The sequence below is a fragment of the Mycobacterium sp. genome, from assembly GCF_035570115.1.
In the GTDB taxonomy this organism is placed as follows: domain Bacteria; phylum Actinomycetota; class Actinomycetes; order Mycobacteriales; family Mycobacteriaceae; genus Mycobacterium.
This window is the reverse complement of the sequence record NZ_DATMLH010000218.1, coordinates 1-12,131: the sequence shown is the minus strand read 5'-3', so window position 1 is coordinate 12,131 and position 12,131 is coordinate 1. Positions and strand designations below refer to the sequence as shown.

12 protein-coding genes are annotated in these 12,131 nt (G+C 65.8%); 9 read left to right on the top strand and 3 right to left on the bottom strand.

The genetic code is table 11. The annotated features are described in order from the left end of the window. Both VNW74_RS19610 and VNW74_RS19605 read right to left on the bottom strand, forming a co-directional pair. The coding region (locus VNW74_RS19610) for a purine-nucleoside phosphorylase (protein WP_325679822.1) at positions 1-748 on the bottom strand (748 nt) is incomplete at its 3' end. Between the two features lie 47 nt (positions 749-795). Further along, the gene (locus VNW74_RS19605; protein ID WP_325679820.1) at positions 796-1,182 is read right to left on the bottom strand and encodes a MarR family winged helix-turn-helix transcriptional regulator; all 387 of its coding nucleotides are present in this window, start codon (positions 1,180-1,182) and stop codon (positions 796-798) included. A gap of 87 nt (positions 1,183-1,269) precedes the next feature. Here VNW74_RS19605 and VNW74_RS19600 point away from each other — a divergent pair, with 87 nt between their 5' ends. From VNW74_RS19600 to VNW74_RS19585, 4 genes are all read left to right on the top strand, one after another. Continuing rightward, positions 1,270-1,911 carry a TIGR03086 family metal-binding protein gene (locus tag VNW74_RS19600; RefSeq protein ID WP_325679818.1) on the top strand — a complete coding sequence of 214 codons (642 nt, stop codon included), beginning with the start codon at positions 1,270-1,272 and terminating at the stop codon, positions 1,909-1,911. Between the two features lie 201 nt (positions 1,912-2,112). After that, on the top strand, positions 2,113-2,448 hold the full coding sequence (locus tag VNW74_RS19595) for a hypothetical protein (RefSeq protein ID WP_325679816.1): 336 nt from the start codon (positions 2,113-2,115) through the stop codon (positions 2,446-2,448). Positions 2,449-2,542: 94 nt separating this feature from the next. Beyond that, complete coding sequence (locus VNW74_RS19590; protein WP_325679814.1) at positions 2,543-3,724, top strand: M20 family metallopeptidase; 1,182 nt, start codon at positions 2,543-2,545, stop codon at positions 3,722-3,724. 49 nt (positions 3,725-3,773) lie between these two features. Then, on the top strand, positions 3,774-4,958 hold the full coding sequence (locus VNW74_RS19585) for a M20 family metallopeptidase (RefSeq protein WP_325679812.1): 1,185 nt from the start codon (positions 3,774-3,776) through the stop codon (positions 4,956-4,958). On the opposite strand, the gene VNW74_RS19580 is transcribed toward VNW74_RS19585, so the two are convergent. Further along, positions 4,955-5,428, bottom strand: a complete 474-nt coding sequence (locus VNW74_RS19580; protein ID WP_325679810.1) for a gamma-glutamylcyclotransferase — start codon at positions 5,426-5,428, stop codon at positions 4,955-4,957. The genes VNW74_RS19585 and VNW74_RS19580 overlap by 4 nt on opposite strands. 123 nt (positions 5,429-5,551) lie before the next feature. On the opposite strand from VNW74_RS19580, the gene VNW74_RS19575 reads away from it, so the two are divergent. The 5 genes from VNW74_RS19575 to VNW74_RS19555 form a co-directional block, all read left to right on the top strand. Continuing rightward, positions 5,552-6,958 (top strand): NAD(P)H-quinone dehydrogenase, encoded by a 1,407-nt coding sequence (locus VNW74_RS19575; RefSeq protein ID WP_325679808.1) that lies wholly within the window; start codon positions 5,552-5,554, stop codon positions 6,956-6,958. A 60-nt stretch (positions 6,959-7,018) separates the two neighbouring features. Beyond that, positions 7,019-8,776, top strand: coding sequence for a glycerol-3-phosphate dehydrogenase/oxidase (locus VNW74_RS19570; protein ID WP_325679806.1), 1,758 nt, complete (start codon positions 7,019-7,021; stop codon positions 8,774-8,776). A 7-nt stretch (positions 8,777-8,783) separates the two neighbouring features. Further along, entirely contained in the window at positions 8,784-9,653 is an 870-nt protein-coding gene (locus tag VNW74_RS19565) for a pseudouridine synthase (protein ID WP_325679804.1), read from the top strand. A gap of 791 nt (positions 9,654-10,444) precedes the next feature. Continuing rightward, positions 10,445-11,548: a phosphate ABC transporter substrate-binding protein PstS gene (pstS, locus tag VNW74_RS19560; RefSeq protein ID WP_325679802.1), complete on the top strand. Its 1,104-nt coding sequence runs from the start codon at positions 10,445-10,447 to the stop codon at positions 11,546-11,548. Between the two features lie 111 nt (positions 11,549-11,659). Beyond that, a partial coding sequence (locus VNW74_RS19555) for a PPE family protein (protein ID WP_325679800.1) occupies positions 11,660-12,131 on the top strand: 472 nt, incomplete at its 3' end.

The following is a 12,131-nucleotide window of genomic DNA, read 5'->3' as shown; positions in this document are numbered from 1 at the left end:
CGGCGTCGATGACCTCCTGCGCGCTCAGCGGCTCGCCGGTCATCCCGGCCGCGGCGTTCGTCACCAGCGAGATGCCGAGCACCTCGAGCCCCGCCTCGCGCGCCGCGATGGCCTCGAGCACGGTGCTCATCCCGACCAGGTCCGCGCCGAGCGTGCGGAGCATCCGAATCTCGGCGGGAGTCTCGTAGTGCGGCCCGGGCAACCCGGCGTACACGCCCTCGGTGAGCTCGGGATCCACCTCGCGGGCCAGGGCACGTAATCGTGGCGCGTACGCGTCGACGAGGTCGACGAACTGCGCCCCGACCAGCGGCGAGCGCGCGGTCAGGTTCAGGTGGTCGCTGATCAGCACCGGTTGGCCCACCTCGAAGTTCTGGCGCACTGCACCGGCGGCGTTGGTGAGCACGACGACCCGTGCGCCGGCGGCGCAAGCCGTCCGCACCGGGTGCACGACGTGCAGCAGGTCATGGCCTTCGTAGGCGTGGACACGACCGGCCAGCACCAGCACGCGGTGCGCACCGATACCCACCGACAACACCTGCCCGGTGTGGCCGACCGCGGTCGGCGGGGTGAAGCCGGGCAGTTCGGCCATCGGCAGCACCGCGGTCGGCGGGCCCAGGGCGGCAACAGCCGGCGCCCAACCCGACCCCAGAACGATCGCGACATCGTGTTCGGCAATGCCGGTGCCCTCGGCGATGAACTGCGCCGCCCGCCGGGCGAGTGTGTCGGGGTCGGCCGGACCGTCACTCACAGTCGGGCAGCCTAACAACGTCAACACCTTCTGGACCTCGGAGACCTTCAACCAAGCGTGAGCTGGCGCAGCGCACGGAGAAAGACGTTTCGGTCATTGGCTGACAGCTGCCCGAGCCAGTGCTCCTCCCCACGCTGGATGGCCACCTGCACTGCGTCTTTGGTGGAACGGCCCGACTCGGTGATCGCGAGCAGGCGCGCGCGGCGGTCGTCGGGGTCCGGAATCCGTTCGATGTAACCGTGCTTCTGCAACTCGTCGAGCGTGGGAATGATGCGTGTCTTGTCGGCGCCGATCGCCTCGGCGAGTGCCGCTTGAGTGCGGATCGGCGAACGATCCAGAGCGCTGAGAACGATATAGCCCCACATCGACATGCCGTGCGCTGCCAGCACTGGCTGCTCGGCAGCCACGGTTTGACGAGCCAGCTGCGCCAGCATCTCCGCGAGGTCTGGACGCGTCGCCTTTCGCACCACATCGTGATGATAAGGGTTGACATATGATCTACATATGCACATGATATGTGCATGCATATAAATAAGGATGTTCGGCCATTGCATCGGATTGCCGTACTGGCCTCTGTTGACGTTGTCTCGGCCGTCACCGCAGACGACTTATCGAAGGTGACTCCGTGCGTTGGCTGGAGTCTCGCCGACCTGCTCACTCACATGACGGTCCAGCATCGCGGCTTTGCCGCCGCGGCACGCGGCCACGGTGCCGACCAGGCAATATGGCAACCCGATACCGTCGCCGAAGCGGTAGCAGCTGACCCAGCGGGCACCTACTCTGCGGCCGCCACCGCGGTGATAGACGCGTTCGCCGGTGCCGATGTGCTCGATGCGACGTTCGCGTTACCTGAGTTTGGGTCCGGTGCAACCTTCCCGGGTTCAGAGGCGGTCGGTTTTCACTTTGTGGACTACGTCGTGCACGGCTGGGATGTGGCTCGCACGATGGGTCGCCCCTTTGCGCTTCCGGTGGACGTCGTCGCCGCGGCATTGCCTCGGGCGTTCGGGGTGCCCGACGGAGACTTCCGCACCTCCGACGGCGCGGTGTTCGGCCCTGCGATCCCGTCGACGGAACCGACCAACGACCTCGATCGCATTCTCGCTTATCTCGGCCGCTCCCCACAGTGGAACCCACCCGTCGTGGCGAACACCCGGGCGTCATAACCACCACAGCCACCCCGGCATGACAGAGAGGAAGCCATGACGACAACATCATTCGGTGCCGGTCACGCCGCTGGCGAGGACCGCCGTCCAGGCTCAGGTGGGTCGAACTGGACTGGTCAGCCGCCAATCACGCCCAGGAGCGGCATCCTCAGCACGGACTGGCTGCCCGGCCCGTCCGACGGGAGCCAGTCCCCGGTCGTGGTGAGTTTCACCGACTTTCATTCCGATTCCGAGGAGGATTGGCAACAGATCGCCGCGTTGGGCATGAAACTGGCGGAAAGCTGGCCGGTTATGCGCGGCGCGGTCGGGCTTTGGCTGTGGGGCAAGCAAGTTGAGTGGCGCGGCGGATCGCTGTCCATCTGGGAAAGTTACCCGGATTTGCGTCGTTTCATCCGATGGCCCGTTCACGTCGCCATCATGAAAAATTGGCGGGCACGAATACGAGTGAGATCCGCCAGTTGGGATGACGAACAATTTGTCCCGGCGCAGGCATGGCTTCGCGCCGAGGCGTACATGCGGGCTCCGCGCGACGTGTGAACCGGTCGCGACGGCGCTCCGCTTGCGGGGACAAGGCGGGCGATCCCAACTACTCGTTGTGATGGCCGGTGATCATCGGTGAGATACTGCGAGAATGGCCGCAATCCCGGTGTTGGACCGCGTCGAGGACGTGGTGCGGCGCCGTGGCGCGGACCTGATCGAGCTGTCCCACGCGATCCACGCCGAACCGGAGCTCGCGTTCGCCGAGCACCGCAGTTGCGCCAAGACGCAGGCGTTGGTGGCCGAGCGTGGTTTCGAGATCACCGCCGCAGCCGGTGGGCTGGACACCGCTTTCCGCGCCGACTTCGGCAGTGGTCCGTTGGCCGTTGGCGTGTGCGCCGAGTACGACGCGCTGCCCGGCATGGGTCATGCCTGCGGGCACAACATCATCGCCGCGTCGGCGGTTGGCGCCGCGCTGGCACTGGCCGAGGTCGCCGACCAACTGGGCCTGACGGTTGCGCTGCTGGGCACACCGGCCGAGGAGTTCGGCGGTGGAAAAGTGTTGCTGCTCAACGCCGGAGTCTTCGACGACTTGGCGGTGGCGGTGATGGTGCATCCCGGGCCGGTGGACATCGCGGCCGCCCGGTCGCTGACGTTGTCTGCGGTGCGCGTGGAGTACCGCGGCCGGGAAGCTCATGCATCGGCTTCGCCGTACCTGGGTGTGAATGCCGCCGACGCCGTGACCGTCGCCCAGGTGGCCATCGGGCTGGCGCGTCAACAGCTGGCACCGGGCCAACAGGTGCACGGCATCGTCTCCGACGGCGGGCAGGCGGCAAATGTCATCCCGAGCCGAACCGAACTGCAGTACACGATGCGCGCCACCGACGCTGCGTCGCTTGCCGAACTGGAAGCCAAGGTGGGCGACTGTTTCTTGGCCGGTGCGGTGGCCACCGGTTGTGACTACACCGTCGAGGCCACCGAGCCGATTTACGACGCGCTCAAGCCCGACCGCTGGCTGGCCGGCGCCGTCCGCACCGAGATGAGGCGGCTTGGGCGCGCGCCCGTCGACGAGGTACTCGAGGTGGCGCACCCGCTGGGCAGTACCGACATGGGGAACGTCACGCAGCTTCTGCCGGGAATCCATCCGATGGTCGCCGTCGATGCCGGCGGCGCTTCCTTGCATCAGCCCGACTTCGCCGCGGCCGCGATTGGCCCGAGTGCCGACAAGGCCGTCATCGACGGCGCAATCATGTTGGCGCGCACCGTCGTTCGTCTTGCCGAGTCACCGGACGAACGCGATCGGGTGCTGGCAGCCCGTGAGGAGCGGCGCTTATGAGCCGCGCCGGCGACGATGCAGAGCCAACCGATGCGGAGGAGCGGCGCTTATGAGCCTTGCCGACAGCGCTGAATCCTGGCTGGCAGCCCACTTCGACGACTTGGTCGCGTGGCGGCGACACATCCACCGCTACCCGGAGTTGGGCCGCCAGGAGTACGCCACCACACAATTTGTCGCCGAACGGTTGGCCGACGCCGGTCTCAACCCGAAAGTGCTACCCGGTGGGACCGGGCTGACCTGCGATTTCGGTCCTGAGCAGGAGCCCCGCATCGCGTTGCGGGCCGATATGGACGCGTTACCGATGGCCGAGCGGACCGGTGCCCCGTATGAATCGACGATGCCCAACGCGGCCCATGCCTGCGGCCACGACGCGCATACCGCGATCTTGCTGGGTACCGCGCTGGCGCTGGCAGGGGTGCCTGAACTGCCGATTGCGCTGCGCCTGATCTTCCAACCCGCCGAAGAGCTGATGCCCGGCGGAGCGATCGACACGATCGCCGCCGGCGCGCTGTCCGGAGTGAGCCGGATCTTCGCCTTGCACTGCGACCCCCGGCTGGCGGTCGGCAAGATCGCGGTGAAACCGGGACCGATCACATCGGCGGCCGACATGATCGAGATCACCCTCTATTCGCCGGGCGGCCACACCTCGCGCCCACATTTGACCGCCGACCTGGTCTACGGGCTGGGCACGCTGATCACCGGATTGCCGGGTGTGCTGTCACGCCGCATTGACCCACGTAACGGCACCGTGATGGTGTGGGGCGCGGTCAATGCGGGGGTGGCCGCCAACGCGATCCCGCAGACCGGCGTGCTGGCGGGCACCATTCGCACTGCCAGCCGGGAAACCTGGCTGGATCTCGAGGACATCGTGCGTCAGACCGTGACCGCCCTGCTGTCGCCGCTGGGTATCGAGCACAGCCTGCAGTACAACCGGGGCGTGCCGCCGGTGGTCAACGAGGAAATCTCAACGCGCATCATCGCCCACGCCATCGAAGCGGTCGGCCCCGACGTGCTGACCGACACCAGGCAGTCTGGCGGCGGCGAGGATTTCTCCTGGTATTTGGAAGAAGTACCCGGCGCGATGGCGCGATTGGGCGTCTGGTCGGGCCATGGTCCGCAGCTGGACCTGCACCAGCCGACGTTCGACCTCGATGAGCGCGCGCTGGCGATCGGGGTGCGGCTGATGGCGAATATCGTGGAACAGTCCGCAGAGCAGTCCGCCGCCGCGATTTAGGTTCCCGGACCGATGTTGCGTGCCTCACGGGTGCGCAGGTTGTGCACGTAGTCGTCTGGCGCGCCGGCGATTTCCGCAGCGTCGGCCATCACGCCGATGTAGCGCGCCGACGGCAGACCGCCCTCCCAGGCGTCGACCACGTACAGCCACGCCAAGACCGGATCGGTGGTGGTATCCGACGACAAGCGTTCCACGCGGCAGCGAATCTTCTTGTGGATCCCGAGCTCGGAACCTTCCCACCGATCGAGGTTGTTCTCGTCGGCGGGCGTCATGTCGTAGAGCACGACGAACACCTTCGAGCCCGGATCCTCGACGACCGTGGCCAGCGCGCCCTCCCAGCCGATGTCCTCGCCACCGAACGTCAGGCGCCAGCCGTGCAACCAACCGGTTCCGGCCATCGGCGAATGGGGCGCGCGCTGCAGCATCTGCTCGGGATGCATATTCGACCCGTAGGCAGCGTAGAGCGGCACGGGGAAAGCTTAAACGGCTGCCGCCGGCGCGGCGGTGATCCGACAGGTTAGCTAGGTCTGATTGCCCGGCTCCTTCTCACGACGCGCTGCGGCAAGCATCGGCGCCGGGCTAGGTTAGGGGCTGTGGCGACCCGCATTGTGATCCTGGGCGGAGGACCGGCCGGTTACGAGGCGGCACTCGTCGCGGCAGCGCGCGACGCTCAGGTCACCGTCATCGACTCCGAAGGCATCGGCGGCGCGGCGGTGCTTTTCGACTGCGTGCCATCGAAGACGTTCATTGCCTCCACCGGCGTGCGCACCGAACTGCGCCGGGCGCCTCGGTTGGGCTTCGACATCGACATCGAGGACGCCAAGATCTCGTTGCCGGAGATCAACCAGCGGGTCAAGACGCTGGCCAACGCCCAGTCCGCCGACATCAATTCCGAACTGGTCAGTGCGGGTGTCGAGGTGGTCGCCGGCAGAGGTGAGCTGATCGATGCGAGTCCCGGTCTGGCAACCCACTGCGTCAAGGCGACCGCCGCCGACGGCACTACCACCAGCTACGACGCCGACGTCATCTTGATCGCCACCGGCGCCAGCCCCCGGGAGTTGCCGTCAGCGCAACCCGACGGTGAGCGGATCCTGACCTGGCGCCAGCTCTACGACCTCGACACACTGCCCGACCACCTGATCGTGGTGGGTTCCGGTGTGACCGGCGCCGAATTCGTAAACGCCTACACCGAATTGGGCGTCGACGTCACGGTGGTGGCCAGCCGTGACCGGGTGCTGCCCTACGAGGACGCCGATGCCGCCCGTGTGCTCGAGGAGTCGTTCGCTGAACGCGGCGTTCAGCTGGTCAAGAATGCGCGGGCCGAATCGGTCACCCGCACCGCGTCCGGGGTGCTGGTCAAGATGACCGATGGTCGCGAGGTTGAGGGCAGCCACGCGTTGATGACGATCGGGTCGGTGCCGAACACCAGCGGCCTGGGCCTGGAGCGGGTGGGCATCGAGCTGGGTCGTGGCAACTACCTGACCGTCGATCGGGTATCGCGGACATCGGTGCCGGGCATCTACGCCGCCGGGGACTGCACCGGTTTGCTGCTGCTGGCCTCGGTCGCCGCGATGCAGGGCCGGATCGCGATGTGGCATGCGCTGGGGGAGGCCGTCAGCCCCATCCGGCTGCGCACCGTGGCCGCGGCGGTTTTCACCCGGCCCGAGATCGCCGCGGTCGGGATCCCACAATCGGCGATCGACAACGGATCGGTGCTGGCCCGGACCATAAAGCTGCCGCTGCAGACCAACGCCCGAGCCAAGATGTCGGGCCTTCGGCAGGGCTTTGTCAAAATCTTCTGCCGCCAGTCCACCGGTGTGGTGATCGGCGGCGTCGTGGTCGCGCCGATCGCATCCGAGCTGATCCTGCCGATCGCGATGGCCGTCCAGAACCGCATCACCGTCAACCAGCTGGCCGAAACATTGTCCGTCTACCCGTCGTTGTCAGGTTCGATCACCGAGGCTGCGCGGCGGTTGATGGCGCACGACGACCTGGACTGACCCCGGGTAGCCTTGGGAGCCAGTGCCCTACTGACGAGTAACCGACAGGAGACTTGTGCCGTGAGCGACCCGATTCGCGTAACGGGGAGCGAGCAGACCCGGCCTAGTTCGTTCTTAGGACCCGAGCAACGCGCTACGGCCTGGGAGCGGCTCGGCAGCGAACAATTCGACGTCGTGGTCATCGGTGGTGGCGTGGTGGGTTCGGGGTCCGCGCTGGACGCCGCCACCCGTGGGCTGAAAGTGGCGATGGTCGAAGCGCGTGACTTTGCCTCCGGCACGTCGAGCCGGTCCTCGAAGATGTTTCACGGCGGGCTGCGCTACCTGGAGCAACTGGAATTCGGGTTGGTCCGTGAAGCACTCTTCGAGCGCGAGCTGTCGTTGACAACCTTGGCGCCGCATCTCGTCAAGCCGTTGCCATTTCTGTACCCACTGACCAAGCGGTGGTGGGAGCGGCCCTACGTCGCGGCCGGCCTCGTGCTGTACGACGAGCTTGGTGGCGCGAAATCGGTTCCGGGGCAAAGGCATTTGACGCGTGCCGGGGCGCTGCGGCTATGCCCGGGTCTGAAGCGCAGTGCGCTGATCGGCGGTGTCCGCTACTACGACACCGTCGTCGACGACGCCCGCCACACCCTGACCGTCGTGCGGACCGCCGCGCATTACGGCGCGGTGGTCCGGTCGTCGACTCAAGTGGTCTCGTTGCTGCGCGAAGGCGATCGGGTGATCGGCGTGCGGGTGCGTGACTCTGAGGATGGCGCCGTCACCGAAGTCCGCGGTCACGTCGTCGTCAACGCCACCGGGGTGTGGACCGACGAGATTCAGGCATTGTCCAAGCAACGTGGGCGATTTCAAGTGCGAGCCTCCAAAGGCGTGCACATCGTCGTGCCGCGGGACCGGATCGTCAGTGACGTGGCGATCATCCTGCGCACCGAGAAGTCGGTGATGTTCGTCATCCCCTGGGGCAACCATTGGATCATCGGGACGACCGATACCGATTGGGCACTGGACCTGGCGCATCCGGCAGCCACCAAGGCGGACATCGACTACATCCTCGGCACCGTCAACACCGTGTTGGCCACCCCGTTGACCCATGCCGACATCGACGGCGTGTACGCGGGGTTGCGGCCGCTGCTGGCGGGGGAGAGCGAGGACACGTCCACGTTGTCGCGCGAGCACGCGGTGGCCGTGCCCGCTCCCGGCTTGGTCGCCATCGCCGGCGGCAAGTACACCACTTACCGGGTGATGGCCGCCGATGCGATCGACGCCGCATCGCAATACATCCCGGCCCGCGTCGCGCAGTCGATCACCGAGAAAGTGCCCCTGCTAGGGGCCGACGGCTACTTCGCGCTGATCAACCAGACCGAGCACGTCGGTGCGCTGGAAGGACTACACCCCTACCGGGTGCGTCACCTGCTGGACCGCTACGGCTCGCTGCTCAGTGAAGTGTTGGCGCTGGCCGCCGACCGTCGCGAACTGCTCAACCCGATCACTGCGGCACCGGGCTATCTGAAGGTCGAAGCGGCGTATGCCGCCACCGCCGAGGGCGCCTTGCATTTGGAGGACATCCTGGCCCGCCGGACGCGGATCGCCATCGAATACCCGCACCGAGGCGTCGACTGCGCACGTGAGGTGGCCGACATCGTCGCGCCGGTGCTGGGCTGGACCCAGGCTGACGTTGACCGCGAGGTCGACACCTATACGGCGCGGGTGGAGGCCGAAGTGCTGTCGCAGGCCCAACCCGACGACGCGTCGGCGGATGCACTGCGGGCCAGCGCTCCCGAGGCCCGCGCGGAGATCCTCGAGCCGGTGCCCTTAAATTGAGCCGACCTTGAGGCCGGCGCCGCTCCCGCCACGCGACGGATTGGGACCGGCGCGGCTGCGGGTGCGCGGTGGACCGTTGGGCGACGAGTTGCTTACCCGGTTCGGGCCCGAGGTTGCCGCTAAGGCGATCGCCGGCGAGGTCGTCGACCAGCACGGTGCCGTGCTCGATCCCGCCAGCGTGCTGCCGGCTGGTGCCAGCGTCTACCTCTACCGGGACCTGCGCGACGAGGTGCCGGTGCCGTTCGACATCCCCGTGCTCTATCAGGACGAGGGCATCGTGGTTGTCGACAAGCCGCACTTCCTGGCCACCATGCCGCGCGGGCGCCACGTCGCCCAGACCGCGCTGGTGCGGATGCGCCGAGAACTTGGGTTACCCGAGCTGAGCCCGGCCCATCGGCTGGACCGGCTGACCGCAGGGGTGCTGCTGTTCACCGGCCGCCGCGAGCTTCGGGGGGCTTACCAGATGATGTTCGCCCGCGGCGCGGTTCACAAGACGTATCTGGCGAGGGCGGCGGCGAGCCCCCACGTGGCGTTACCGCGAGTGGTGCAGAGCCGAATCATCAAGCGCCGCGGCCACTTACAAGCGGTCGAAGAACCTGGCGAGCCGAACGCCGAGACGCTGGTGGAATCGATATCGCCGGATGGCCTCTACCGGCTGACGCCGCGCACCGGACGGACTCATCAGCTGCGAGTGCATATGGCTTCGCTCGGAATGCCGATCCACGGAGACCCGTTGTACCCCAACGTGATCAGCGTACGGGACGACGACTTCAGCCAGCCGCTGCAGTTGTTGGCGCAGCGCATCGAATTCCAGGATCCGGTGAGTGGAGCCCACCGACGGTTCGTCAGTTCGCGACGGCTTGGTCCGCCGTGCTAGCAGCGCTCGTCGCCGCGACGCATACGCGGGAGGTCTTGATCGGGCCATGCCGGGAGGGCGACATTTTCTGCCTCATCCCGGATAGCCCCCGCGGTCCGCGTAGGTGCCACGCCTTGAACGGCGGCGCGCAAAGTCTCCCATGCCCGCGCCGTCAGCGCACCGGCGTTGAGGGAGTGGAAAGTCGTCAGATTGCTGAGGCTGACGTGGTTCTGCAGTGCTAGCACCCTGGTGCCCTTCAGTAATCCGGCGAGGTCGTTGGCCGATATCCGGCTACGTCGTCGGTGTTTCCTCAGTGACTAACGCGTTGACCTGCCGTGTTCGGTGATCGGGGTCACAGGCCAGTCAGCGATGACCAACCGCTAATCGGCAATTTCTATTCCACGGTACGTGCCGGGAAACGGCCCCGCCCGGTGAGCAACATGCCGTGTCGCGAGGTTGCTCATCCTGCGCTGGCAGTTTTGCTCGACACGCCGCTGAAAAGTTACTGAACGTGTGACTAAGAGCACACCTCGGTTAGCTGAGGGATTCCGTGCGTGTGGCATCGGCGAGACTCTTCCGCTGCCGCGGCTGCGGCCAATCTTCGCCGCGCGCGGTCGTTGACGGTAGACCCCTGGTCGAAGGGTAAACAGCTTGGAAACTGAGGCTGAAATCGGGAATCCGACGATGGCCGGGCGCAATCGCTGAGGGGCGAATCTTGTTACCATGCGTCATGGCTGCGCGGCGGACAGCAGTCAGGCGGGTTGCGGCCAGCCGGCGTCGATCATCGCATCGTTCCATTTGAAGGAATTAGATTGAAATTAAAGAGATTTGGCGCCGCACTGAGCTTTTTGACCGCTGCTGCAGTGATTTTGTCGGCGTGCGGCGGTAACAACAACGGCACTGAAGGAGGCGCCGCGCGGCCGGCGAAGGTGACCTGCGGCGGGCAGTCGACTCTTAAGGCCAGTGGCTCCACCGCCCAGGAAAACGCAATGACCCGATTTGTCAAGGCGTTCGAACAAGCCTGCCCGGGCCAGTCGGTGAATTACACGCCCAATGGTTCCGGCGCTGGGATCAGCGAATTCATGGGCGGCCAAACCGATTTCGGAGGCTCGGACTCTCCGCTGAACAGGGGCGAGTACGCGAATGCGACGCAGCGGTGCGACTCGCCGGTGTGGAATCTGCCGGTGGTGTTTGGGCCCATTGCCATCGCCTACAACGTCCAAGGCATGACGTCGTTGAACCTCAACGGTCCGGTCGCGGCCCAGATCTTCAACGGCCAGATCACTATGTGGAACGATGCGGCGATCCAGCTGCTGAACTTAGGTAACAAGCTGCCGGCTGAGCCGATTCGGGTCGTTTTCCGCAGCGATGACTCCGGGACCACGGACAATTTCCAGAAGTATCTCGATACCGCTTCCGCCGGCACGTGGGGCTTTGCCGCCGGAAAGAAGTTCAACGGCGGTGTCGGCGAGGGCGCCCGCGGTAACGACGGCGCCGCCGCGGCCGTAAAGAGCACCGAGGGGGCAATCACCTATATCGAATGGTCGTTCGCCCAAGGGCAACACCTGGACATGGCCAAGATCGTCACGACGGCGGGTCCGGAACCGGTAGCGATCAGCGCGGAGACGGTGGGAAAGACGATTTCGTCCGCGTGGTTTATGAGGAAGGGCAACGACCTAGCCCTGGACACGATCTCGTTCTACCGGCCAAACAAGACCGGGTCGTACCCTATTGTGCTGGCAACGTATGAGATTGTGTGTTCGAAGTACCACGATTCCCAGGTCGGTACGGCCGTGAAGGCGTTCCTGCAAAGCGCGATCGGCGCCGGCCAGAATGACCTGACCGAACACGGATATGTCCCCATTCCGGCCGAGTTCAAGTCGCGGTTACTGACCGCGATCGACGCCATCTCGTGATCTAAGCTCTTGTTGGCCGGTAACGTCCGAAGCTCAATGTTTCAGGGTCTTTTTCCCCCTAGTCAACCCAAAGTTCCAAAAGTTTTCCCACAGTAGTCGATCTTTGGAGTCATGGAGTTCACAACCCTGCCTCCCGAAGTCACTTCGGCGCTGATCCACACGGGACCCGGTGCGGAATCGCTGATCGAGGCTTCCGAGGCGTGGCAACAGCTGGGCGCCAATCTGGAGGACTCTGCTGAAAACTATGGCGCCACATTGTCGTCGCTGGTTGAGGCGTGGCACGGTCCGTCCTCGACGGCGATGGTCCAGGCCGCCGAGCCCTATGTGAACTGGTTGCGTACCACCGCGCAACAAGTCCAGCAGATAGCGTCGTCAGCGCAGGCCGCCGCAACCGCAGTCAATTCCGTCCGCGCGGCGGTGGTTCCTCTCGGGCAGGTCAGCGCCAACCGTGCACTCCTGGCGCAGTTGTTGGCCACCAACGGGTTCGGGAGGAATCTTCCGGCTATCGCCGAAACCGAAGCCGAATACCAGAGCATGTGGGCGAACAACTCGGCGGCGATGACTCGCTACCAGGCGGCCTCGG